Source organism: Orrella marina (genome assembly GCF_003058465.1).
Lineage (GTDB): Bacteria > Pseudomonadota > Gammaproteobacteria > Burkholderiales > Burkholderiaceae_B > Algicoccus > Algicoccus marinus.
Genome location: NZ_CP028901.1, coordinates 712,485 through 735,861 on the forward strand (window position 1 = coordinate 712,485; position 23,377 = coordinate 735,861).

The following is a 23,377-nucleotide window of genomic DNA, read 5'->3' on the forward strand; positions in this document are numbered from 1 at the left end:
GATAGGAATCGTATTGACCGTCGCGCTGAATTACATTCGCTGATGGTGCTGTCGAAAGTTACCGATCGCCCGATTGTGATTGCCACGCGTGCAAGCAGGCTGGCTGTCTGGCAGGCAGAGCATGTGCAGGATCTCCTGCGCAAGACCTATCCGGGACTGGAAGTCTCGTTGCTTAAACTGAGCACGCGTGGAGATGAAATTCTTGACCGCAGCCTGCAAAAGGTTGGGGGCAAGGGCTTGTTCATCAAAGAGCTCGAGAATGCGCTGGCAGACGGTCGAGCCGATCTTGCCGTGCACTCGCTCAAGGATGTCCCGGTGGTAATGCCCGAAGGGTTCACGCTGGCCTGTATCCTGCCACGAGCCGAACCGAGGGATGCATGGGTATCAGGCAAATACGCTTCGATTGAAGACCTTCCTGCCGGGGCTGTGGTGGGAACGTCAAGCTTGCGACGCGAGGCCCAGATTCGTCGCAGACGCCCTGACGTCGTGGTCAAGCCATTGCGGGGAAACCTTGATACCCGTCTTGGCAAGCTTGATGATGGGCAGTTTGATGCCATTATTCTGGCAGCAATCGGCTTGCAGCGACTCAGGCTCGAATCCAGAATCAGAATGATCCTCCCGGTGGACTTGTGTCTGCCTGCAGCGGGTCAGGGAACGCTTGGTATCGAAGTCAGCGCAGGGCGAGAGGACATGGTTGATCTGCTCATGCCACTTGCTTGTCAACGCAGCACAGCCGTCTCGATCGCGGAACGTGCGGTTTCTCGAGTGCTGGGTGGTTCCTGCTCGGTACCACTGGCTGCCCATGCGACGTTACAGTCAGAAGGCGGAGAATTGATCGCGGCTGATGCAGGTCTGGATTCAATCACGGATGCGGGCATCCTTGTTCGTGCTCTCGTTGCCAGCCCTGACGGGGCGGATGTGCTGGAGTCGAGCGTATTCGGTCCGGTCAGTCAAGCGAACCAGCTCGGTGAACAGGCTGCTCGTATCCTGCTTGATGACGGTGCGGCGCAGTTGTTGCAGGAACACCTGCAGGACGACTGATGTTGCCTTCGATTCCGATAGCTGGCTCAAGCGCACAGGGTGCTTCCAGTGGAGAATCTTCGCGGGTTTCGTCTGACTTCCCACTGAAGCTTCCGGCCCTCAGAGCCGTTCTGACCCGTCCGGCAGATCGGCAGATGGCGCTGGCTCAGCGCTTGCATGCCCAGGGCTGGGAAGTTCTTTCATTGCCTGCACTCGAACTAGTCGCGACTGGTGATTCAACTCTGAATGTCCAGTTTCGACCTGAACAGTTTGACTGGATAATGTTTGTCAGTCGAACCGCCTGGCGTCTGTATCGCGCCAGTACAGGCGTTTGCTGGCCCGCATCGACAAGGATCGCAGTGGTCGGTCAGGGGACGGCGCAGGCGATTGCAGGGGACTTCGCAGCCGGTCTCTTGCGTCCCGGTTCGGGTGAAGATGTTTCCCAGCCGTCTTGTCAGGCTCCTGAAATTTTGACGCCAGAAAAAAACGATTCACAAGATTCAGAGGGGCTGTGGCGTCGTCTGGAACCTCGCCTGAGTGACTGCTCTCGTGTGTTGATTGTTGCCGGACGGCAAGGGCGCACCTGGTTGCGTGACAAGATCCGAGCGTATGGTGCCCAGTGTGAGGTGATGGAATGCTATCAGCGGATTGTGGCGCCAGTTTCCGCCAAGGCTGAATGGACACTTAGACAGTGGTCCAGAACGAATGAACTGGCCAGCGGCGGGGTATGGCTCTTCACCAGTCAGCATGGTGTTCAAGCCAGTACACAGGCATTAAAAATGGCTGGATTGCTGCATCTCGTTTATCCGGCGGCTGTGCTCGTAACGCACGAGCGTCTGGTTCAGCCCGCTGTACAGTGGCTCGGGCATACGCGAGCTCCAGAGAATACGCCAGTATGGATATGTCAGCCTGATGACGATAGCCTGGAACAAGGATTCGAACAGATCAGACTCCAGAGTGTTTCTTGACCCGGATTGGTTGACGGTCATGTCGAAGATTTCTTTGCGTAGGTGCTCTCGTGACTGTCCATTTTGAATGGTCGAGTCGCTTTTGTTGCCAGAAGCCGCTGCCAGGATGCTGAATACGGCGGTTGACCTGATTCGAAAGATGTTCCGTCGCGAGCAGTGGTCATGCCGGCGAATGTTGACACGCGTGAATTGACACACGTGAGTTGACACACGCGATCAAGGCAAGGCTGCTTCTGCTTGTTTGTGGCAATGATCGAGTAATCCGGTTTTCTCGAGCCTGAGACGATAAGATCCGTGAGGCACGTCGCAGAGATAACTTGCGCAATGGTGTCTCTGGGCAGGAATAGGGGATTACACGCTGTACTGAGTGCGTGCCACCATGGTTGCCGGCGTCGACGTTTAGAATACGAGATGTAACAGATACGCAGGTATGCCGGTGAAGCGAGTGCGTTACCGGTCATTACACGAGAGACGATTCGTCTATCTTGCAACTCGCAAAGGTCTACAATCAGAGCCATGACAGCTGATCAAGATAAAACCAGAAACAATCCGCCAGGTGGCAAGACACTCGATGAGCCGGTGGACGCATTGCGTAATCCGAAGTCTTTGGGCTCGGATAGCTCTGAAGTGGATAAGCAGGGAGCGCCGAGCACGTTGAACGCCCAGGGATCTGACACATTGAAGCCAGACAGCAAGCATAGCGATGACAGCAAAGGCAGTATGGCCGGTGCTGTCAGTCCCGCAGAAAAGGGAGCAGTCAGGCAGGCGGGCAATCAAACAGGCCGAGACACCGACAAGTCCGGGCAGTCATCTGCCGCGAAATCTGGTTTGCCCGGAAAGCCAGATAACCCTGAAAACTCTGACAAGCCTGGCAAGGCCGGATATACCAACATGACCGGTTCAAGCGGATCGTCCAGCAATTCCTCAAGCCCCACACACACCGTTGCGTGGGTCAGCGCGGTCGCGCTGGTTATGGTCGTGTTTCTGGGGCTTGCCCTGTGGTGGCAGCACCAGCGATTTGAGGCTGTAGCGAGGGAAGTGGCTACGCGATTGCAGCAGACAGACCGGACTGTCAATCGTCTTCAGCAGGATGCGCAGACTGCTCTGGCCGCCAGTAGCAGCCAGGCAGAGAAGCTTGGTGCCCTCGGGCGTGAAATCCGTTCGGTACGTAGCGAGATGACGTCCATGGACCAGGCTTGGCAGTCGATGAGCCGCAGCCTCGATGACAACCTGGTGCTGAGTAACATCAGAAGGCTGCTCAACATGGCGCAGCAACAACTGACTCTGCTTGGCAACGTCAACAGCACCATTGCGGTACTCGAGACGGCACAGAGTCTGCTCGAAGGTCATCAGAATCAGGAACAGTTCGGAGATCTGCTCAAGGCTGTTCAGGCAGATCTTGAGCGGTTGCGCTCAACCCCTCAGGTCAATATCGATGCGCTGGCAGCCAAGCTCAATCGACTTGTGGACATTACCGAGAAGGCGCCCCTGCAGATCCCTGATCCGGTTGCGCCCGGACTGAGTCCGGTGTCTGGAATGGCCCAGGAACCGGCCCCGGCGAGCGGTGCCGCTGTTGCAGAAGGTCCCGCTACGCAAGCCGCTCCGCAGGTGCAAGCGACTGCAGAAAGCGAATCGATCTGGTGGAGACGCTGGCTCGACGAGGCTAGCGAGGCTGGAGCAACGGCCGCGCAGGTCGTGTCGCGCGAGTTTTCCGATCTGATGCAGATCCGCAAGGCAGACCAGTCGCAGGTGTTGCTGTTGTCCGAAGAGCAGGCCATGCTGGTACGTACGAATCTGCGCTCGATGTTGCTCAGTGCCCAGTTGGCGTTGCTGAATCAGCAGCCCGAAATCTGGGTGGCAGACCTCAAGTCAGTGCGATCGGTGCTGCAGAATTACTACAATCCGGACTCCCTGGATACCAGAACAGCCCTGCGCCTGACTGATGAACTTCAAAGTGCACCGATCACCTTGAGTATCGAACCTATCACGGAAAGCCTGAGTGCGCTGGCAGTCACCGCTCAGGCAATTGCCGTACCAGACAATACGGGAGTGACTAACTGATGCGTGCCTGGTTCTGGACAATTCTCCTTGTCACACTGGCCGTGTTTCTGGCGGTAGTGATCCACTCCTATCCCGGCAACGTACTGATCGTCGTCGGGCAGTGGCGGGTGCAAGTTTCGCTGGCGTTTGCCGCCTTACTCACGATTGGTGTGTTTGCAGCGGTATATTTTCTGATTCGCCTGTTTGCGTGGCTCGTCCAGGTTCCTGAGCGCTATCGAGGCTGGAGAACAGGCCGCCAGGAAAAATTTGAACAGTCTCAGCTTGAGCTGGGCTGGGTGGCTCTACTGGAAGGAAGATATGCCCATGCCGAGAAAGTGCTCGGCCGACTGGCGGATAACTCTAAAGAGAGGCGTCGTACGGTTCTTGCTCAGCTCAGTGCTGCCCGTGCTGCACACGAACTAGGTGAGCGGACCCGGCGCGACGAACTGATCAGCAGAGCCCAGACCGGTGCGCGGTCGCTTGCAGCCGACAAGGCAATGAGTGTTGCTGTCGCGGTTGCGGCAGCGGATTTGTGGCTTCAGGACGGTCAGGCGAATCGGGCGATCGAGACCCTGACTGCGTCCCAGGCTGATCCGCAGAAGCATGTTCACACAATGCGCTTGTTACTGAGTGCATATCAGTCGCTCGGCCAGCACGACAAAGTGCTGGAGATTGCGCGGGAGTTGCTGCGAAAGGACGCGTTGACTGCGCAGCAGGCGCGTTCCTACGTCGAACGCAGTGCAGCGGCACTGCTGCGCCAGACTCAGGACAAAGTTCAATGGCAGGCAGTCTGGAAGTCACTGAAAGCACCAGAGCGTTTGTATCCGGAGGTTTCTCTGGCAGGTGCCGCGGGTCTGCAGGCCAGTGGTGAAGAAAAAGAGGCAACACGCTTGCTCGAACAGGCGATCAAGGAGAGTTTTGATGGACGATTGCTCGCGGCGTACGCGCGAGCCAGTTCGGATCAGGTCAACCCGCGACTGCAAAAAGCAGAAAGCTGGCTGACCCAGCGTCCAGATGATCCGGATCTGCTGACAGCACTGGGCGCACTCTGTCTGGCGTCACAGATGTGGGGACAGGCGCAGCGTTATCTTGAACAGGCGAGCCGCCTGCGCAGTGACGCACGTGTTCATGCATTGCTGGGCAGTCTTTACGATCGCATCGGAAAGCCACAGCAAGCGGCCAATCACTGGCGTCTTGCCACGGCGGTCAGTGCGGCACTGCCTGTGCTGGCGCAGGACGTGCATCTGCCGGCGGCAGACATTGCAGCCGACCCCAAGATTCACCATGTTGAAGGGTATGTGGAGCCCGTCGATGAAGATGGTGATCATGGACAGGATCATCCGACCGGCGATTCAATCGCAAGTGCCCAGGACTTCTATCCTCGCGCGTCGGGCTCTGTGGCATCCGGTTCAGGTGGCGTGATGAAATCGGCTGACCACTCAGGCGCAGCGCCATCTGATCGTGGAGAGCCTGCTGAACAGACCCGGACGCAAGCCGCAGCGAGCCAGACTGTCGACGAATATCACGAGTTTTTTGATAGCGCACCGATCCCATATGACGGATCACCTGCGCTCGCCACAACTCGGTCAGAACTGGCTGAAGACGCCACTGACAAGAAGAAATGAACCGCTGCTGACTGTGCCCATGCTTGCCTTGTTTCCGCTTTCGCAACCGCTGTTTCCTGACGGCATTCTTGCACTCAGGGTCTTCGAGACGCGTTATCTGTCGCTAATTGATCAGTGTCAGCGTGATGATGTGCCGTTTGGAGTGGTCACTTTGCAGGATGGCTATGAGGTGCAGGTTGAAGGCGTGGACGAAACGCTCACTCATATCGGCTGTCTGGCACATATTGTTGAAGTCAGGGAATTGCAACCAGGGTTGCTGGCGGTGCATTGCGTCGGTGGCGACCGTTTCAGGGTGACTTCCGGTGAGCGGGATGGACAAGGTCTCTGGCATGCCGAGGTCCAGATGCTTGAGCCTGATCTTGCGACAGATATCCCGCCGGATCTGCAACCAATGGCAGATCGCCTTGGCGCGCTGATCGCCGACTCTCAGCGTCAGGGTATTGAAGATCGGCTACCCGTTACCCGGCCTTATCGACTGGATGAGTGCGGCTGGGTGGCTAACCAGTGGGCTCATCTGGTCAATCTGGGCATCGAGCAGAAGGTCAGTATCCTGGATGAGGATGATCCCTTGAGGCGCCTGACGATCGTCAAAATGTTACTGGACCGTCCTGATCCGGACCTGACCTGACACCCGGACCGGGTACGACGTCGCATTCGATACCGGGTTCATTCCCGAACTCAAAGCCGGCGGTCCTGGCGAACAGATGGCGCCTGAAACAGATCTGCAACGTGTTTTAAATCCTTCGATACAAGTCCGTCGGAGCAAGGACAGTCAATCACAGACTCAAACAGCCTGAATCGGGGCTGTTTGAGTGCGATGCCAGCCTGTTGTCAGACGCAATCAGTCGCGCCTTGCACCCGATTCCTTGACGATCTGCCCCCATTTCTGCGCTTCGTCACGCGCATAGACAGCAAACTCTTCGGGAGTCGACCCAACCGGCTCAGCACCCATCTTGAGATAGGAGTCGATCACTTTCGGGTTTTTCAGGGCCTCCTGGGCTGCTGCTGCGAGCTTGTTGACGATGGCTGGCGGTGTGCCTTTCGGGGCCCAGTAACCGTACCAGGTTGCCATGTTAAAGCCAGGGTAGCCACTTTCAGCGATGGTGGGCAGCTCCGGACGAGCTTGCGCACGGTTGGCGGTTGTCACGGCAATCGCACGCAATTTGCCGGAGTTGATCAACGGTGTGGCCGATGGCATTGAGTCAAACATCAAGTCGATCTGACCTCCCGCCAGGTCCTGCAGTGCCGGTGCGCTTCCCTTGTAGGGGATGTGCTGCATGTCGATGCCGGCTGCGCGCTTGAATGACTCGCCTGAGAGGTGCTGAGCCGAGGCGTTGCCGGCCGAGCCGAAGTTCAATCCACCGGGCCTGGATTGGGCGAGTTTGACCAGGTCTTCGACGGAGTGAATGGGTGACGATTCCGGTACAACCAGTACCAGTGGAACCTGCGCCAGCTGGGTGATGGGGACGAAGTCTTCGAGTGCGTCGAATGTCATTTTGTCGTAGACGCTTGGGTTGATGACATGGATTGATGCGTTCGCCAGGAATGTATAGCCATTTGGACTGGCCTTGGCGACGGCGTCCGCGCCAATCATGCCGCTTGCGCCAGCGCGATTGTCTGGTACAACCGGCTGACCTAACACCGAGCCCATCTCGGCCGCGACCACGCGGGCGGTGAGATCAGTGGGGCCACCTGGTGGATAGGGGATGATCATTTGCACCGGGCGATCAGGGTAGGCCGACGTGTCAGCGTGCGCCACCGGTGTAGCGAGCAGTGTGAGTGCCAGTGCCATGGCGCTTGTGGCACCGGCAGTACATGTCAACAGACGGGCGGGCATGGATTTCAGGATGGTCGGCCGCAATGAGAGTCGGTTCCGGGTTTTGTGTGTCATGGTGTGTCTCCTTTCAGTTCGAGTGCGACTTTGCCGGTGATCCGGCGCGAGCCCAGGTCGTCCAGTGCCTGGCACAGTCCTTCCATGGGGTATGTCTTGACGATCTCAGGCCGGATCTTGCCCCGTAACGCCATTTGTTGCAGGGTTCGCATCATCTCGCGCATCGGCGTCTCGTAGCGCAGTCGTTCGTCGCGCGGGGTCCAGCCAATGTACTGGCCGTAAAAGAACCCATGCAGTGTGAGGTTCTTGACCAGCATGATGTTCTGGGGAAGTCGGGGAGGGCGACCTGCCGCGAAACCGATGCTCAGAATCTGCGCACCCTGTGCGGCGGCCTTGAAGGCAGTTTCCATGAGTTCCGCACCCACCGGATCAAAGATGATACTGGCACCGCCGCTGCCGCTACAGGCCTTGATGTTTGATACCAGTTCGTCGTCAGGTGCAAATGCGTAGTGGGCTCCATGGTCCTGTGCAACTTTACGTTTGTCCTGCGAGCTTGCGACTGCGATGACCGTGGCACCAAGCGCGCTGGCAATTTCGACCGCAGCCAGTCCGACGCCTGAGCCCGCACCGAGTATCAACACGGTGTCCGCTGGCGTCATGCGCGCTTTCCACACCAGCGCGGTGTAGGCGGTACCGTAGGAAAGCGGCAAGGGCAGCGCTTCGCGCATGCCAAGGCCGTCGAGCACGCGATAGACGGTGTGGGTTGGCAGATTGATTTGCTGGGCATACCCGCCCCAGCGTGTCATCGCCAACACCTTGTCACCTGGTTTGAATGCGGTGACATCTGCTGCGCAAGCCACGATCTCCCCATACACTTCTGTTCCCGGCGAAAAAGGCAGCGGCGGACTGGACTGGTACGAGCCGCGAATCAGCAGTTCGGTTGCATGACTCACGCTGGCGGCGTCGACCCTTATCGAAACCTGACCAGAGTCAGGTGATGGGGGAGGGTCGATTTCCTTCACCTGGGCAACCTCTCGAGGATCCCCGAATCGTTCGCAGACAATGGCTTTCATGATTGTGCTCCAACTTCGTTTGCCTGGGTCAGAACGCCTGACCGTATCAGTTCTTGTATACGTGTTTCGTCAACATCCAGATCGCGTAACACCTCGATGGTGTGCTCTCCAATGACCGGGGCTGTGCTCAGTTCATGTCGAAACGCAGCGACCGGACTGCTCATCATCTGCACAGAATTCAGTCCTGCAACGGTGTGCGTTTGAAACGGATCCAGATGTGCCACCTGAGGGTGCTGCATCAGATCGTCATAATCGCGCAGGATGGCATGCAGCACTTCGTGTTCTCGCAGGCGGTTGACCCAGACTTGTGTCGGGGCCTGCTGCAGTACCTGGTTGATGAGTTCGTCCAGCACTTCTCGATTGCGCATGCGCGCGGGATTGTCGATAAATCTCGGATCACTGAGCCAGGCGGTTGTGTCAAGCGCTCGACAGAGCTTCTCGAACTGCGGGTTGTTCAGGGTGACGATGGTCAACTGGCCATCAGCGGTGCGAAAGACTCCATTGGGTGCACTGACGGCACCGACCGGGCGAGGGCCAGCCAACGCATGTTCGATCAGATTCATGCCTTGAAACGCCAGACAGGCTTCGAAGAGGTTGAGTTCGACGTGTGTTCCTTGTCCTGTGGCAAGCCGCTGGTACAGCGCCGCAGACAGCGCCTGCGCCGCGTACATGCCTGTGACCGCGTCTACCATCAGCATGCCCACGCGCCTCGGTGTTCCATCTGGCGTGCGGTTCATGTACATCAAACCAGAATCAGCCTGCATGACTGAATCCGTGGCTGGCATGTCGGCCGCCGGGCCATCGGGTCCGTAGCCGCTGATCGAGACGCTGACCAGATCCGGCTGGTCGGCGCACAGCGTGTCATGATCTATGCCAAGTCGCTGGGCGACGCCGGGCCGGAAATTCTGGATCACGACCTGGCACGACCGGATCATGTCTCTCAGGAGAGTGCGCCCCTCGGGATGCTTGGCATCCAGGGCCACACCGCGCTTGCCCTGGTTGTATTGCAGGGACAGCCCGCTGTGATCGCCATGGGTGACCCCGACAAACCGTCCCCAGTCTCCCGAGGGTGGTTCCACCTTGATGACCTGTGCTCCCTGTGAAGCCATGATCTGTGCGCAATAGGGGCCGGCAATGCCTTGGCTGATGTCGAGGATGCGGATGCCTGACCAGGGTTTGATCATGCTGTCTCCTTTTTTTCTGGATGTTTCAGGTCAGATTGTTGTCATGCCTGTGTGTCATGCATTTATGCTAGTAGGTAGAACTTCATGTGACAATCATCTAAATTTTGACAGTACTGTCAAACGATATTTGCCAATAGGTTTGAACTCTCTGATCAAAGCCTGAATTCAGACCGAATCCGGATCGAAACCTAACCATGAAACTAGAAAATCAAGTTGACTGGGAAAAACTCAAACTCTTTGCCCTGACCGTGGAGTGCGGCTCCATGGCTGAAGCCGCCAGACGTGCGCGCATGACAAGGGCAAATGTCTCGCATCAGCTCAGAGCACTCGAAACATCGCTGGGTTCACAGCTGTTACGTAGAACCACGCGCAAGCGGGATCTGACCCAGGCTGGCAAGATTCTGTACGAGCATGTTCGCCGGATGATGCAGGAGTCGGTTGCTGCTGTGACGGCAATCGAGGAGTTGGGGCGTATCGTGCGAGGCGACGTCCGGATCCGCTTGCCGACTGGGCTGGGTCATCTGTATCTCACGCCTCTGTTGCTGGATTTTGTACGACAGCATCCTGCAATCACGCTGCGAGTGAACATCAACGATCACCTGGGGGATTTGATTTCAGCCGAAGTGGACGTGGCGCTCAAGATCGCGACAGACATGGACCAGACCGATGTCGTCAGCCGAGTCGGACCTGTTCACTGGTGTCTGTGCGCAAGCCCAGACTATCTGCGAGAGACCACTGCGCTACTTCGGCCCGACGACCTGGTGCAACACGCCGTGATCACTCCGGCCGCGGTTGGAAGAAGCTTCGCAATGGAGCTCAATCGCGCTGGACAATGCGTGTCGATTCCGATCACCCCGCGGCTCCAGTCGGGGGACTACCCGTTTCTAGTCCAGGCTGTCCTTGCAGGCATGGGAGTCGCCATGCTGCCTCGCTATGCCGTCTGGCGGCAATTGCGCGATGGCGACCTGGTCGAGGTGTTGCCGGAGTACACAGCTCGCGGGGCGGGTGATTCGCTATTCGTGATGGCATCAGGTGGACGTTATCCCAGTCTGGCCGCACAGACACTGGTCGAATTCATGGTGCGACATATCATCGAGAAGATGCAGGACTGGTACCCGGGGATGGCTGTACTGCCAGAGAAGAACTGACCATATTTGTTGTCAGTAAAGATCGACAGACACCCTCAGGACCAGGCTTAATCAGAGAATCCAGGGTATGAACCGACGCTTGCCGACCATGTAGATCTGATAGGCCTCATGTGTGTCGAGCAAGTATTGTTCCTCCATGCGGGCTTTGCCCCACAGGACTGCTAGCAGAATCACCCACGCGATCCAGGCCAGAGGGTGGCCAATGACCGTAACACACGCCAGAGCGAACAAAAGCACGCTGGTGTACATCGGATGACGAATCCATCGGTAAGGACCGGCGGTGACAAGTTCGCTTCCAGGCTTGGGATCTGGTGTGATGTTGAAGTTACCAGGGCGATTGACTGTAACAGCCCAGACACCCATGACAACCGCCCCGGCCAGCAAGACAATAGGGGTCGCTTGCGTCAGAGACGCAAAATCCTGTCGGACTGCCCACACAGCGAGTAGTACCAGAATGCCAAACTGCATTATGACGAGCAGGTAACCCATGGTCAGTCCCTCCTTGCAGTTAAGGTCCCTTCAGTGTGATCGACTTGGTAGCCAATGTAAAGTGACTGCACTGCATCAACCGCAAGGAGGGGTGAGCGTGTCCGGCCGAAGATGGTACCGCAAGAAGCACGCAGATTGAACCGGCCTGTTTGCGATGATCGTGCTTGCCCGAGCAGGGTCAGGGCTGTTCCGACCTTGAGTGCTCTCTATAGAAACAGGCAGGCCCGGACATCTGGTCCGGGCCTGCCTGTTGAGCCTGTTGAGCCTGTTGAGGCTGTTGGTCGAGTTGACAGTGATCTGGCGGGTACCGATCAACTCAGGCGTCTCAGATAGAGACGATTACTGTTCGTTGCTTTTTTGGTAGTTTGCAATCCCGTCAGTGATTTCCTTTCTGGCTGATTCGGCACCTTCCCAGCCCGTGACTTTGACCCACTTGCCTTCCTCGAGATCCTTGTAGTGCTCGAAGAAGTGAGCAATGGTCTTCAGGCGCATCGGGTTGATGTCCTCAGGCTTTTGCCAGTGGCTGTAGATCGACAGAACCTTGTTGATCGGGACAGCAAGCACTTTGCCATCTTCACCGGCTTCGTCGGTCATCTTGAGAATACCCAGTGCACGGCACGGAACCACAACGCCAGGCAGCAGAGGGAAGGGCGTGATCACCAGCACATCAACGGGGTCACCGTCGCCACTGATGGTCTGTGGAACGTAACCGTAGTTGGTCGGATACTGCATGGCGGTGCTCATGAAGCGATCCACGAAGATGGCATCCGTATCTTTGTCCACCTCATATTTGATCGGATCGGCGTTCATCGGGATTTCGATGATGACATTGAAGACTTCAGGTGCTTTGTCACCGGGGCTGACTTTGTTGAATGACATATTGAATAGACCACCAGATGGTTGATAAATGTGTAAAGCAGAAACGATTCTTTGAAATTGTACGACTCAACTTGCACGCCAGGCGAGCAATGCCGAACTTGACGCAACGGCGCGATCGACCGACTATAAAGGAACTGCCCGGTTCAGTCGCATTTGGTGCGCATGCAAAATGAATGCAACCGGTTGAACGCAACCGTACTCAGGTTAAGAAAAAGTTAGATAAAATTGTTCGTGAATTTTAACGCCCACAGCCTTTGGTGTCAGTAGCGATATGGTTGCGACTGAATGAATGCTGCATCTACCGTGGTGTGAGATGTGGGCTCGTAATGCTATATATCGGTGTATATCCAAGAGAGGGCGCCACTGCAACGAAAATTGTGTGCTGGACAAGCTTTGACGATCACCCGCCAAGCGGTTCCCTCCGATAGAATGCAGTGCAATAAAATTTTCGACTGTGTCGTGGTGGGATGCCTGTGACGGTTGGTGAGACGGGCTACCTGTTTTTTGAAAGGAATGATCGATGACAGATTACGTGTTTGCTCCACCCCCGTGGTGTCCTTGCCCGTTGTGGGTAGTGATGCCCAGTTTCCCGTTCGCCGGGTGTATTGTGTCGGCCGTAACTACGTCGAGCACGCCAAGGAAATGGGTTTTACTGGGCGTGAGGATCCGTTTTTCTTCAGCAAGCCAGCCGATGCCTTGCTGGTGATTCCGGATGGCACTGAAGGCAAAATGCCTTACCCCTCAAAAACACAGAACCTGCATTACGAGATGGAACTGGTGGTGGCGCTGGGCAAGGGTGGTTGTGACATTCCTGTGGAGAAAGCCAATGAGTGCATCTTTGGATATTCACTGGGTCTGGACATGACACGTCGTGACCTTCAGGGTGAAGCCAAAAAGCAGGGGCGCCCCTGGGAAGTGGGCAAGGCGTTTGATCACGGCGGCCCGATTGGTCCGGTGCATCCTGTCAGTCAAACTGGTATTCTGGAAAAGGGTGCCATTGCGCTGACCGTGAATGGCGAGGTCAAACAAAGCAGTGATCTTGACAAGCTGATCTGGAGTATTCCCGAGAGCATTGCCTATCTGTCAGGGTTGTTCGAACTCAAAGCGGGTGATCTAATCTTTACAGGGACTCCAGAAGGCGTGGGTGCGGTAGTCAAGGGTGATCGCATGGTTGGCACTTTCGAAGGACTGGGCCAACTGGAAGTCGTGATGGTCTGAGGCCGTCAAAACCAGGAATAAAAAGAAGAAGTTAGAAGAAGAGAGAACAACGGCGTTTGTGCCTGCAAGAGCAACAAGAATCAGGGCCACTTTTTCGGGGATACCCCGAAAGAGTGGTCCGTTTTGTTTTGTGGTGTTTGTGTGCGGTCTGTGTTCAGTCACCTTTCTGTGTGATGACCCTGAATCTGGCCGCGCGATCTGCACTTGTTTCTGAATGCTCCCGGTTTCACATGCTTCGGTGTGCGTTCTGATTTATTTCGGGCGTCCTTGTATCGTCTGGACCGCCTGACTGGACGAGGTCATCTCGCCCATGGCGAACGCCAGGTTGGCAGCCGCCACTTCCGATGCCACCCGCGCCTCGAGCAATGCTTCCCGTGCGTGCAAGAGCCCTTCAGCTGCCTCGGTCACCAGTGTAATGGTTGCCAGTCCCTCCTGATAAGAATCCAGCGCTGCGTTATAGGCGATGCGCGCCGTACTGACCAGTTCCCGGGCCGTGGCTTCACTCTCGAGTGCTGATCCCAGGACCGTTTGCGCCAGCACGATCTCACGTACGGCGTCTTGCTGCATCTGGTTGAAGTTTCTGGCGGCTTGCTCGCTTTTGATCTGAGCGCCGACCAGGCGGGCATTGCGCAGCCCCCCATCATAGAGCGGTAGTGTGACCCCAAGTAAAACACCTGTTGCGTTTGCCTGCTGGGTGAAGCCAGGCAGTCCCTGGAGGTTGAAACTGGTGTTGCTATTGGCTAGGAACCCGCCCAGAAAGACTTTCGGGAAGAAATCCGCTTCGACTGCCTTGATATTAGCCTGAGCGGCTTTCATTGCGGCATAGCTCGCCGCGACATCCGGGCGCGAGGCAATTGCTTGTTCGATTGCCTGATCGGTGAGCTTCGTGTTGGCTCTGAGTTGCTCCGTGGCGACTTTGGAGGTGTCTGCTGCGATCCGGACTTCGGTTGTTGGTGAAAGACCGACCGCTGCCAGCAATCCCAGATAAGCATTGCGCTCGGCCCCTTGCGTGTTCACCAGGTGCAGTCTGGCCTGCATGACGCCCTGGTCAGAAAGCGCCGTTTCGACGGTGGTTGCCATGCCTGCCTGCAGGCGTGCGCGCGTGGCTTGCGCGATCTGCTGCCGGCTCGCAAGCGAGTCATGCGCAAGTCGCACCCGTTCGCGTGCCAGGTTGTACTCATAAAAGCGCGTGGTCACAGCCCAGATCACCTTCTGGTGCTCGGCATTGAAAAGGATGTTGGCTGCACGTGAAAGCTGCTCGGCTCCTTCCAGCAACGCCTTTCTTTTTCCAAAATCCAGCACCAGCCACCCGAGTGCGAGGCCCGGCACCACCCCGCTCACCTCGGTTGCGAACTCACGTGGCCCGATGACCAGTGGCGAAGGGAAGGTCGTGCGTTGATAGCCTGCCAGCACATTGGCTGAAAGGACGGGCAGAAAGGTTGCCTCGACCATACCGACTGCCAGTGCCGCTTCGCGGGCGTGATTCCAGGCAGCACGCGTTTGCGGGTTGTTCTGTTGTGCGAGATCGATCAGTTGAACCAGACTGTAGGTTTGATCAGGGTTGGGTAGTTCCGTGCGGGGCAGTCCTCTGATTTCGGAGACTCTGGCTACCCGATAGGTCGGCTGTGCCTGGCTATTGTGACTGGTGGTCGTCTGCGCTGAGGTGAGACCACCGGTCTGACCGGCAGTCACTGTTTCAGTGGCTACGCTGACAATCTCAGGGTCCACCCAGGGGCGCTCGGCTGAAGCGGGTGCACGGTCCAGCGCCTCGGTCGCACAACCGCTCAACAAGCCGATGGCACACGCAGGTATGAGCGCGCGAGCCCCAGCACAGAAGGTCCTTTGTAGACGGCCCGCTAAAAGCTTTGTGAGCCGTGTTTCGTAGTCTGGATATGGAATGAACGTTGCTGGATCAGTCATGCGGCATGTAACGAGGGGACGCGTGAAATGAAAACTGCCTGGCTCCAGGCCAGGCCCGGACGATGTGTCGTTGATGCTGCGCCGTGCGCGGAAAATCACAGATCAAAAAACCAAATCAAAAACCCAAATCAAAAACAAACAGCCTCTCACGCCGTGATTCGTCGTACTCGGCGTACTCGGCGTACTCGGCGTGCAGTGAGCGTGTCGCAATGTGTGAGGTGCATTGAACGAACCTCACTGATCCCTTCGATGATAAACGTTTCCTTGATACGTTGTGCGGACTCAGACTTCTCCTGGCTGTTTGCAATAAACCGCATGCCGGGTCTATTGGGTCTATTGGGTCTATTGGGTCTATTGGGTCTATTGGAGCGCCTGGGTACGCTGCCTGAATGAACGTGGTCTGATCAGGTCCGGTCTGGTGTGCCAGATGACAATGCCAGTGCCCGGGATTCGATAGAATCGATCTGACGCCTGAGTTTTGCCAGGGTTTCCGGCCGGGCTCTCAGACGGTCGGGCTCAAACCGGTTGTAAATCAGCGCCTCTCTGGCCTGGCCAGTACTTGTCAGGCACTCATCGACCAGCTTGCGTCGCTGCTCCCGGGAAAGCCCTGAGGGGCCTGATGTCAAATCTCGTAACGCATCCAGGTGCGCTTGACAGCGCCTTAAGGTTCGCTCGGCAGTCGTGGCGACTGAAACGGGCCATAGCCGTGTGAACATGATGAAAAGCAGGGCATTTCCCAGCAAGATGCCGTAGATCCGGTCCATGGCGACTGACATGCCCACATCTGGCTTGAAATCTTGAAGGACCGTCATGAGAAACGCCAGGCCGATCTGAATGCCGGCATAGGAAATTCGTTCCGACCCGCTGGACACCCAGGCAGCAATCAGTACACCAGCAAACACCAGGATCATCAATTGCCCGATGGAGGTCATGTATGGAATGAGAAACGCCAGACTCGCCATGCCCATGGCCGCACCGATCAGACAGCCGATGATGCGAAGAGTCAGTTTGTGAACAGTCTCGCCAGTCGTGCCGAGTGCGGCCACATAGCACGTGATCATGGCCGTGTGGATGCCATCCCACTGGATGCTGGTGTAGATAATGTAGGCCAGCACCGCGGCAGCGGTGGTTTTGATGGCGAACCGGGAGTACTCCGGATTTCGCCAGGCGTCTTCCTTGAAAAACCCCGGTTTCCTGCCTGTCGACTTGGTATGTTCACGCTTGGGTGCAGGGGCGGATACCGTCGCATTCGCAGGTTGCCGAAAAATCTGATCCAGCATCTGTACCAAGGACAACGTGTGCGGATCGAGCCTGGCGCCTTGATGCAATGGTGATTGCTCGAGAGACTGGCCAAGTGGTTGTCTGTGAGTGAGTTGCACAGCCTGGACCAGTTTGTCGCGCTTCAGAAGAGTCGCAAGCGCTTTGCAACGTCTGGTGAACACTTGAACCTGAGTCGGATCACGCTCCGGTGGCAGGCCATGTTGAACGATTGAAGGGTCACGCATAGTGGCCAGCCATACCAGCATGTCTTGCGTTTGCGCAATGGCCTGAGCCAAGACGCGCGAATGGGCGGTGGGTGCCAGATGAAACAGGCGCACGAGTTTCAGGAGCGTTTCAAGCTTGCCCTGACCCTCTCTGAGCGTTCTCAGAAGCATGCTGCGAACCATATCCTCATCTGAATCAGCTGAATTGCCGGTTCTACTCAAGGCGTCTGTCGGGGCAGGGGGACTACATGCGCTCTGTGCGGCAAGCGCGATCAGATTCAGACGCTCGGCAAGCTTGTCGTGAAGTTCCGTTCGGGCACTGCGTCCGGCAATCGTGTGAAACACCACGATAACCCCCATGGGAACGAGCACCATCAACCAGGCATACAAGATGCCTCGCGTGGCCACTTCTCCAAAGGGCACGTAGGGCAGCAGTGTCATGATGAAGCCGATCACAAGCGCGACGATATTGCCGCCCGGGCCCAGAACGCTGGCTGCACCGATGAACAGAAAAAAATAAGAGCCCAGGACAATGATGACCATGCGCCACATCGGCACCTCGATCGCGAGCCGGGTCAGAAACAGTAGCAGCAGCACCACCAGCGATACGAGAATGGTGATTCCGATGGCAACGAGCACGTTCTCCTGGGCGTTGGGTTTGGCCAGAAACATGATCAGGTAGCAACCGATCGATACCAGCGGCACCTCATAAGTCATAAAAACCAGGGCGGCCAGTGCACACACCGCAGCAGTGCGCCAGGCCATGGCCATTCTGCCGTCAAAAGGCGCAAGTTCATTGAGCACACCTCGCCACAATGGCAGATTCCGTGCCGGTAGCGTGTGTGCGCCTCGACCCTCGTCGTTGTGGTTGATCACGTTGGCTGTACTGGTTGTCTTGGCTGGCATGGACGTTATTTCGCCTGACGTGTGTTCACGAGCCTTCGCAGGTGTGTTCGTCACGAATCACGACACTTGCACTGGCTCCCACGCGCATCAGGTCAGTCACAGGGTCGGTGATCAGAATGCGAACCGGGAATCGCTGCGCGACACGGACCCAGTTCAGTGACTTCTGCACGAAAGGCAAGGTGCGCGGCAAACTGAGCATATCTTCAGTGGTCACGCCCCAGCCGATACTCTCGACACGGCCTTTCATAGGCGTTCCAGGCGCTGCCATGGTGTAGACTGCGGCGCAGTCTCCTACCTTGATCGAAGGCAGCTCGGTTTCACGAAACAGAGCCGTGGCGTACCAGGCGTCGGTGTCAATCAACGTAAAAAGGGACTGCTCAGGGGCCAGCATCTCCCCCTGGGAGACATTCAATCCGACTACCAGTCCGTTGCCAGGGGCATGAACGACTGTGTCAGCCAGTGCTTTCTCGGCGATCGCCAGTGCCGCGGTGGCAACTTCAACGGTTGCCTGGGCGGCTTCGGTCTGGCCGATCAACGCCTGCGCCGCTTTCGCCTGGGAGCTCGCCTGGGTCAGGCTGACTTCGGCATCACGCTGGGCCGTTCGGGCCGCATCGACCTGCTGAGCAGTCACATAACCTTTGGGTGCCAGGGATTCCAGGCGCTTGAGCGTGCTCTGAGCGAGTTCCAGGTTGGCTTGTGCACGCTGGACCTGTTCGTCTGCGATCACCGCGTTGGCAGATTCAGCCTCGATTCGACGTAGCTGATCATTCAGGCCTGCCTTGGTCAGGGCCAGTTCAGCCCGTGCCTGCCTCACGCGCAGTTCATAGGTGGCGGGATCAATTTTGAACAAAAGTTCCCCTTTGCTCACCCGTTGTCCATCCTTGACCGCCAGCGTCTCGAGTTTGCCTGGCACCATGGCTGCGATGTGGACAATGTTGGCCTGGATGATGGCGTCTTCGGAAACCTGGTTGCGCTCGGTATACACAAAATATCGCCATGCCATCAAGATCGTGCTGGCAATGACCACGATCACCAGCGCAATCGCGATCATTCTCTTTGCCGGTGCAGGTCGCATGCCGAAGTCGTCGTGAGCAAAGTCGGAAGGGTGGTCGGACATGGGGTATCAGTCAGTCTTCATTGGGGAGAAAAGGCATACGAAAACGCCATCGCGATGATCAGCACCACGCAGGTGTAAAAGAGCAGACGCAGGGGCAAGGCATCGTCGATACCGGTGCGAATCAGCAACCACCGGATCGGAATCATCAGCACGATGCCGACCGCCGTTCCGATCAGCCAGCTCGGGAAATAAGACCCGGCCAGATAGAAGGCAGGTGCCTGCGGACTGATACATCCCGAGAGCAACAGGCACCCCACAATCAGTGCACCCGTCATGAGCGAGCGCACTGCTACTTGACCGCTGGCAGCTTGCTGGCAGGGTGCCTTCAGTGCAGGAGTGCCAGTCATGGGGATTGATGCATGGTTCGGAATTCAGCAACGGTGGTTTCAGGGCAACGATTTTGATGTGAATGCAATCTGATATCGACTCTCATGGTGCGACCGGGAGTCTGCGTCACAGTTCAGTCCGATCTGTTACATCGCCAGATTTCGTTCAAGCGTCAAGCGTCAAGCGTCAACTCGATCGAGAAGCGGCGGTACATTTCGAGCGGCGTCTCGAGCGGCTGTGCCTGTCCTGTTGCAACAGATCTAGCGGCCATAGGCTCGCGCGCTAAGTTGATCGTAGCAGATTGCGCAGACTGATGAGAACGACTGTTGTGGCGACACCGTGCAAGCAAATGCTGGTAAAAAAGTGGAAAGGAGTAGAAAGTATGGTGGACGATCATGACGCGCATGATGCTACGGGCGCTCCAGGTCGTCTATGGGACGGCATGGTTCAGAGCCCGGAGTGGGCTCTGAACCTTCAAGTCACTCGAATACCGGATCCGGAATGACTCCCAGACCTCATGCCATGTCCGCAATTCCTTCAGGAGCGGGATGGGTGGTCAGACGATGTCCGGCCTTCAGGATCTGGCTCGGTATGTCGTGTTGCACCAGATCGGGCAGACGCGCTGAAACGGCAAGCAGGCGATCCAGGTCGATGCCGGTGTCAAAGCCTTCTAGCTCAAGCATGTGAACCACTTCTTCTGTACACGCATTGCCGCTGGCGCCCGGTGCGTAAGGGCATCCGCCAAGTCCACCGAGTGAGGCGTCAAACCGGTCGATCCCTGTATCAATAGCGGCCAGCACGTTCGCCTGCGCCAAGCCTCGCGTGTTGTGAAAATGCAGTGTGAACGTGATGTCGGGAAATTCTGCACGGGCACGCTTGCAAATCTCGCGTACCTGACTCGGATACGCCATTCCGGTTGTGTCGCAGAGTGAGATCCGGGTGATGCCCTGATCCGCAAAGTGGCCAATCAACCGGAATACCTCGGATGACGCAATGTCGCCTTCCATCGGACAGCCAAAGACAGTCGAGAGAGACACGTTCACAGCCACGGGTGCACCTTTAAGCGCTTCGATGATCTGCCCCAGGCCCTGAGCCGATTTCTCGCGGGTCATGCGCAGGTTGGCCCGGTTATGTGTCTCGCTGACAGACATCACCAGGTTGGCTTCGTCAATGCCACAGCTTAGCGCCCGCTCGGCACCGCGCACGTTGGGGATCAAGACGGTGTACTCCACGCCGGGCTTGCGCTTGATCTCGTGCATGACCTGCTCTGCATCGCGCAACGCGGGAATAGCCTTGGGGGACGTGAAGGAGGTTGCCTCGATCTTGGCGAATCCGCATTCGCTCAGTTCATTGATGATCGAAATCTTGTCCTGGGTTTCAATGAAAACTTTCTCGTTCTGAAACCCGTCTCGGGGGGCGACGTCGTGAAGATAGATTCGTTGCTTGCTCATCAGGTAACTCCTTTTTTCTGACTGATGCGGTTGCACATCGATTTTGCCGGATCTGCGGTGACTACGTCCGTTGTGTGTGTGGTGTGGTTTGTGAAGCTGCCTGCGAGGGGACTCGCGGATTTGAGGCGAGTTTTTGTCGGACGGGTTCGCGCCCGGGCAGGATGCCAGGAAAACAGTAAAACAGACGGATTGTTTGAACGTCTGACGTTCTGGCTGGCATTGCCCCGGCAAGGAATTGCGCGGGGTTGCACGGATTCATTTAAATGATGTCTCGTGACTTCCAGTCTTCACGTGTCTGGGTGTCGACTCCCAGTTCATCCAGAATTTCTTGCGTATGTTGACCCAGCGTTGGCGCAAGCCGGTCGACCTCACCCGGCGTACGCGAAAGTTTTGGGACGATCCCCGGTACTTCGACCGCGGAGCCGTCTGGCAGCTCGGTGCTCAGGATCATGTCACGGGCCCGGTAGTGTGGATCACTGGCGATGTCGGCCGCATCATAGCTCTTGCCGCCTGGCACACCGGCATTGTTCAACGCTTGCAGAACTTCGTCGAGTCCACGTTGCGAGGACCAGGCCGAAATGGCCTCGTCAAGCATGTCAGCCTGCGCCGCACGGCCCTGATTGTCTGCGAGCGCCGGGTCTTCAGCCAGATCAGCGCGGCCGATCAGATTCATCAGACGCTTGAAAATGCTGTCACCATTGCCGGCAATCAGTGCGTACTTGCCATCCTTGCACAAGTAGGCATTGGTCGGGGCGATGCCCGGCATGCTGGCGCCCGATGGCTGGCGCACGGCTCCAAACTTGGAGTATTCGGGGAGCAGGCTTTCCATCATGTTGAAAACAGATTCATACAGGGCGACATCGATCTCCTGCCCCAGGCCGCCTTGTTGCTCACGATGGCGCAGAGCCATCAGAATGCCGATTACACCATGCAGACCCGAGAGTGTGTCACCAATGGAGACACCCACGCGTACTGGTGGGCGTCCAGGCTCGCCACTCAGGTAGCGCAATCCACCCATGGCCTCGCCGATCACACCGAACCCTGGCCGGTCACGGTAGGGGCCAGTCTGGCCGTAGCCTGAGACGCGCAGCATGATCAGTCCCGGATTGATCTGGCTCAGGGCCTCATAACCGAGCCCCCATTTTTCCATCTGGCCTGGCCTGAAGTTCTCAATGAGGATGTCCGCTTCCTGAACCAGCTTGCGCACGACATCCTGGCCTTCGGGTTGACGCAGATCGAGTGTCATCGAACGCTTGTTTCGCGCGTGTGCTGCCCACCATACCGAGGTGCCCTCATGGACATAGCGCCACTTGCGAAGCGGGTCGCCTCCGGGTGGCTCGACCTTGATCACATTGGCCCCGAACTCACCAAGTATCTTGGCAGCGAAGGGACCAGCGATCAACTGTCCTAGCTCAATGACCTTGAGGCCAGCCAGTGGTCTGGCGTGATGGCCACGGGTGGTGGTTTCAGCGCCCGTAGTGGCACTGGAAGAAGACGGGGTCTGTGAGGCGCGTTCTTGATTCATTTAGAGATGGTGTTTCTTGATTCGATGGGTTCGTGATGAGCTGGTCAGTGTGTCGAGTCCGGCAGGCTGCCTGAGTCCGAAGGCTCGACCACAGACTCTGCCTGAGCGGGATGCGTCGCTTTGGGCGGATCGACGGGATCGATATGTGTCAGCAAGTCCAGCACGCGGTGTCGCAGCAATACCGCTGCGCGTGCTGACACGCCGATCTCGTGGCCCTGTTCAACAGTGAGCGTGCGATCAACTTCAATGTGGGCATCCACCAGTACCAAGTCTCCCATTTTACGTGTTCGGACATCGTGTACGCCAAGCACGCCCGGAGTCTCGTTCAGCGTGCGGATGATTTCCTCAACTTCAGTCTCGTTGGCTGCGCGGTCCATGAGATCCTGAAACGAGTCAGATCCAAACCGCCAGCCCATGCGCCCGATCATCAGCCCAACCAGCAGCGCGGCGATCGGGTCCAGAATAGGGTACCCCATCAGATTGCCAATGATGCCAAACGCAACAACCAGAGACGATGCCGCATCTGAGCGGGCGTGCCAGGCATTGGCGACCATCATGCTCGACTTGACTCGCTTGCCGGCTTTGAGCATGTAGCGAAACAGGCTTTCCTTGGAAACCAGGGTCAGGATGGCAATGACCAGTGCGATCGGAGAAACCGTCGGAATACTGGACGGGTCAATGACCCGTTCGACTGCGACCCATACCATCGCACCACCAACGCCCAGTAGCAGTCCACCAAGAAACAGGGAGGCGGCTGTCTCGAAACGTTGATGACCATAAGGGTGGTCGGTATCAGGTGCTTTCTTGCTGTGGTGGTTTGCAAGTAACACGGCAAAGTCCGACATCAAGTCTGACAGCGAGTGAATGCCGTCAGCAATCAGTGCCTGCGATCGTGCCATGTAACCGATAACGATCTGCAACAAGCTCAGGACAACATTGACCCAGACGCTGACCATGGTGGTGCGACGGGCGACTTCGGCACGTTCAAGTGTGGCTTGTGGATCCCGGTGTCCATTGCTGCCCGGGTTGTGTTGCGCAGCGACTGACCTGTGCGATCCATGTGAAGCATGTGGTGCATGAGAATCGCGCGAACGCACCGTGTCGATCGTTGCCTGCCGGTCATCGAGGGGTATTGGGGCATTGGGGGGAGTCTGCGAGGATTGTTCATGGCC

The 23,377-nt window shown here is 57.0% G+C and carries 19 protein-coding genes and 1 pseudogene; 8 read left to right on the forward strand and 12 right to left on the reverse strand.

The window, feature by feature from the left end:
- Window positions 1-42: 42 nt before the first annotated feature.
- The 5 genes from hemC to DBV39_RS03180 all read left to right on the forward strand — a co-directional run bounded on the left by hemC (window position 43) and on the right by DBV39_RS03180 (window position 6,281).
- The gene (hemC, locus tag DBV39_RS03160) at window positions 43-1,041 is read left to right on the forward strand and encodes a hydroxymethylbilane synthase (RefSeq protein ID WP_108620322.1); all 999 of its coding nucleotides are present in this window, start codon (window positions 43-45) and stop codon (window positions 1,039-1,041) included.
- The gene (locus tag DBV39_RS03165) at window positions 1,041-1,988 is read left to right on the forward strand and encodes a uroporphyrinogen-III synthase (protein ID WP_108620323.1); all 948 of its coding nucleotides are present in this window, start codon (window positions 1,041-1,043) and stop codon (window positions 1,986-1,988) included. The genes hemC and DBV39_RS03165 overlap by 1 nt, the downstream gene beginning before the upstream one ends.
- A gap of 516 nt (window positions 1,989-2,504) precedes the next feature.
- The gene (locus DBV39_RS03170) at window positions 2,505-4,049 is read left to right on the forward strand and encodes a uroporphyrinogen-III C-methyltransferase (RefSeq protein ID WP_108620324.1); all 1,545 of its coding nucleotides are present in this window, start codon (window positions 2,505-2,507) and stop codon (window positions 4,047-4,049) included.
- Window positions 4,049-5,653 (forward strand): heme biosynthesis HemY N-terminal domain-containing protein, encoded by a 1,605-nt coding sequence (locus DBV39_RS03175; protein WP_108620325.1) that lies wholly within the window; start codon window positions 4,049-4,051, stop codon window positions 5,651-5,653. The genes DBV39_RS03170 and DBV39_RS03175 overlap by 1 nt, the downstream gene beginning before the upstream one ends.
- Window positions 5,654-5,672: 19 nt before the next feature.
- Window positions 5,673-6,281: an LON peptidase substrate-binding domain-containing protein gene (locus tag DBV39_RS03180; RefSeq protein ID WP_159078766.1), complete on the forward strand. Its 609-nt coding sequence runs from the start codon at window positions 5,673-5,675 to the stop codon at window positions 6,279-6,281.
- A 213-nt stretch (window positions 6,282-6,494) separates the two neighbouring features.
- On the opposite strand, the gene DBV39_RS03185 is transcribed toward DBV39_RS03180, so the two are convergent.
- From DBV39_RS03185 to DBV39_RS03195, 3 genes are read right to left on the reverse strand one after another with little or no spacing between them, the layout of a single operon-like run.
- Window positions 6,495-7,490: a Bug family tripartite tricarboxylate transporter substrate binding protein gene (locus DBV39_RS03185; protein ID WP_108623059.1), complete on the reverse strand. Its 996-nt coding sequence runs from the start codon at window positions 7,488-7,490 to the stop codon at window positions 6,495-6,497.
- A gap of 50 nt (window positions 7,491-7,540) precedes the next feature.
- Window positions 7,541-8,557 carry an NADPH:quinone oxidoreductase family protein gene (locus DBV39_RS03190; protein ID WP_108620327.1) on the reverse strand — a complete coding sequence of 339 codons (1,017 nt, stop codon included), beginning with the start codon at window positions 8,555-8,557 and terminating at the stop codon, window positions 7,541-7,543.
- Window positions 8,554-9,741 (reverse strand): CaiB/BaiF CoA transferase family protein, encoded by a 1,188-nt coding sequence (locus DBV39_RS03195; RefSeq protein WP_108620328.1) that lies wholly within the window; start codon window positions 9,739-9,741, stop codon window positions 8,554-8,556. Before DBV39_RS03195 ends, DBV39_RS03190 begins: the two co-directional genes overlap by 4 nt.
- A 194-nt stretch (window positions 9,742-9,935) precedes the next feature.
- Here DBV39_RS03195 and DBV39_RS03200 point away from each other — a divergent pair, with 194 nt between their 5' ends.
- Window positions 9,936-10,889 carry a LysR family transcriptional regulator gene (locus tag DBV39_RS03200; protein WP_108620329.1) on the forward strand — a complete coding sequence of 318 codons (954 nt, stop codon included), beginning with the start codon at window positions 9,936-9,938 and terminating at the stop codon, window positions 10,887-10,889.
- 51 nt (window positions 10,890-10,940) lie between these two features.
- On the opposite strand, the gene DBV39_RS03205 is transcribed toward DBV39_RS03200, so the two are convergent.
- Entirely contained in the window at window positions 10,941-11,378 is a 438-nt protein-coding gene (locus DBV39_RS03205; RefSeq protein WP_108620330.1) for a methyltransferase family protein, read from the reverse strand.
- Between the two features lie 339 nt (window positions 11,379-11,717).
- The gene (gene ppa, locus DBV39_RS03210) at window positions 11,718-12,257 is read right to left on the reverse strand and encodes an inorganic diphosphatase (protein WP_108620331.1); all 540 of its coding nucleotides are present in this window, start codon (window positions 12,255-12,257) and stop codon (window positions 11,718-11,720) included.
- Between the two features lie 520 nt (window positions 12,258-12,777).
- On the opposite strand from ppa, the pseudogene DBV39_RS03215 reads away from it, so the two are divergent.
- Window positions 12,778-13,475: pseudogene (locus tag DBV39_RS03215) on the forward strand (fumarylacetoacetate hydrolase family protein).
- 252 nt (window positions 13,476-13,727) lie between these two features.
- Here the strand turns inward: DBV39_RS03215 and DBV39_RS03220 are convergent.
- The 4 genes from DBV39_RS03220 to DBV39_RS03235 form a co-directional block, all read right to left on the reverse strand.
- Entirely contained in the window at window positions 13,728-15,395 is a 1,668-nt protein-coding gene (locus DBV39_RS03220; RefSeq protein ID WP_108620333.1) for a TolC family protein, read from the reverse strand.
- Between the two features lie 404 nt (window positions 15,396-15,799).
- On the reverse strand, window positions 15,800-17,785 hold the full coding sequence (locus DBV39_RS03225) for an FUSC family protein (protein ID WP_159078767.1): 1,986 nt from the start codon (window positions 17,783-17,785) through the stop codon (window positions 15,800-15,802).
- A 25-nt stretch (window positions 17,786-17,810) separates the two neighbouring features.
- Window positions 17,811-18,902, reverse strand: a complete 1,092-nt coding sequence (gene mdtN / locus DBV39_RS03230) for a multidrug transporter subunit MdtN (protein WP_227870793.1) — start codon at window positions 18,900-18,902, stop codon at window positions 17,811-17,813.
- Window positions 18,903-18,919: 17 nt separating this feature from the next.
- Complete coding sequence (locus DBV39_RS03235; protein WP_227870794.1) at window positions 18,920-19,249, reverse strand: YtcA family lipoprotein; 330 nt, start codon at window positions 19,247-19,249, stop codon at window positions 18,920-18,922.
- 362 nt (window positions 19,250-19,611) lie between these two features.
- On the opposite strand from DBV39_RS03235, the gene DBV39_RS20215 reads away from it, so the two are divergent.
- Window positions 19,612-19,734 carry a hypothetical protein gene (locus tag DBV39_RS20215; RefSeq protein WP_265416028.1) on the forward strand — a complete coding sequence of 41 codons (123 nt, stop codon included), beginning with the start codon at window positions 19,612-19,614 and terminating at the stop codon, window positions 19,732-19,734.
- A gap of 10 nt (window positions 19,735-19,744) precedes the next feature.
- Here the strand turns inward: DBV39_RS20215 and DBV39_RS03245 are convergent, their stop codons facing one another.
- The 3 genes from DBV39_RS03245 to DBV39_RS03260 form a co-directional block, all read right to left on the reverse strand.
- Window positions 19,745-20,680, reverse strand: a complete 936-nt coding sequence (locus DBV39_RS03245) for a hydroxymethylglutaryl-CoA lyase (protein WP_108620335.1) — start codon at window positions 20,678-20,680, stop codon at window positions 19,745-19,747.
- Between the two features lie 259 nt (window positions 20,681-20,939).
- Window positions 20,940-22,205: a CaiB/BaiF CoA transferase family protein gene (locus DBV39_RS03255; protein WP_108620337.1), complete on the reverse strand. Its 1,266-nt coding sequence runs from the start codon at window positions 22,203-22,205 to the stop codon at window positions 20,940-20,942.
- 44 nt (window positions 22,206-22,249) lie between these two features.
- Window positions 22,250-23,302: a cation diffusion facilitator family transporter gene (locus DBV39_RS03260; protein ID WP_227870795.1), complete on the reverse strand. Its 1,053-nt coding sequence runs from the start codon at window positions 23,300-23,302 to the stop codon at window positions 22,250-22,252.
- Between the last annotated feature and the right edge of the window lie 75 nt (window positions 23,303-23,377).

Coding starts and splice junctions, on each gene's coding strand:
- DBV39_RS03165 (WP_108620323.1), top strand. CDS start 1,041: ATGTTGCCTTCGATTCCGATAGCTGGCTCAAGCGCACAGGGTGCTTCC.
- DBV39_RS03245 (WP_108620335.1), bottom strand. CDS start 20,680: ATGAGCAAGCAACGAATCTATCTTCACGACGTCGCCCCCCGAGACGGG.
- DBV39_RS03190 (WP_108620327.1), bottom strand. CDS start 8,557: ATGAAAGCCATTGTCTGCGAACGATTCGGGGATCCTCGAGAGGTTGCC.
- DBV39_RS20215 (WP_265416028.1), top strand. CDS start 19,612: ATGGTGGACGATCATGACGCGCATGATGCTACGGGCGCTCCAGGTCGT.
- DBV39_RS03175 (WP_108620325.1), top strand. CDS start 4,049: ATGCGTGCCTGGTTCTGGACAATTCTCCTTGTCACACTGGCCGTGTTT.
- DBV39_RS03195 (WP_108620328.1), bottom strand. CDS start 9,741: ATGATCAAACCCTGGTCAGGCATCCGCATCCTCGACATCAGCCAAGGC.
- DBV39_RS03235 (WP_227870794.1), bottom strand. CDS start 19,249: ATGACTGGCACTCCTGCACTGAAGGCACCCTGCCAGCAAGCTGCCAGC.
- ppa (WP_108620331.1), bottom strand. CDS start 12,257: ATGTCATTCAACAAAGTCAGCCCCGGTGACAAAGCACCTGAAGTCTTC.
- mdtN (WP_227870793.1), bottom strand. CDS start 18,902: ATGTCCGACCACCCTTCCGACTTTGCTCACGACGACTTCGGCATGCGA.
- DBV39_RS03170 (WP_108620324.1), top strand. CDS start 2,505: ATGACAGCTGATCAAGATAAAACCAGAAACAATCCGCCAGGTGGCAAG.
- DBV39_RS03185 (WP_108623059.1), bottom strand. CDS start 7,490: ATGCCCGCCCGTCTGTTGACATGTACTGCCGGTGCCACAAGCGCCATG.
- DBV39_RS03200 (WP_108620329.1), top strand. CDS start 9,936: ATGAAACTAGAAAATCAAGTTGACTGGGAAAAACTCAAACTCTTTGCC.
- hemC (WP_108620322.1), top strand. CDS start 43: ATGGTGCTGTCGAAAGTTACCGATCGCCCGATTGTGATTGCCACGCGT.
- DBV39_RS03180 (WP_159078766.1), top strand. CDS start 5,673: ATGCTTGCCTTGTTTCCGCTTTCGCAACCGCTGTTTCCTGACGGCATT.
- DBV39_RS03205 (WP_108620330.1), bottom strand. CDS start 11,378: ATGGGTTACCTGCTCGTCATAATGCAGTTTGGCATTCTGGTACTACTC.
- DBV39_RS03255 (WP_108620337.1), bottom strand. CDS start 22,205: ATGAATCAAGAACGCGCCTCACAGACCCCGTCTTCTTCCAGTGCCACT.
- DBV39_RS03220 (WP_108620333.1), bottom strand. CDS start 15,395: ATGACTGATCCAGCAACGTTCATTCCATATCCAGACTACGAAACACGG.
- DBV39_RS03225 (WP_159078767.1), bottom strand. CDS start 17,785: ATGCCAGCCAAGACAACCAGTACAGCCAACGTGATCAACCACAACGAC.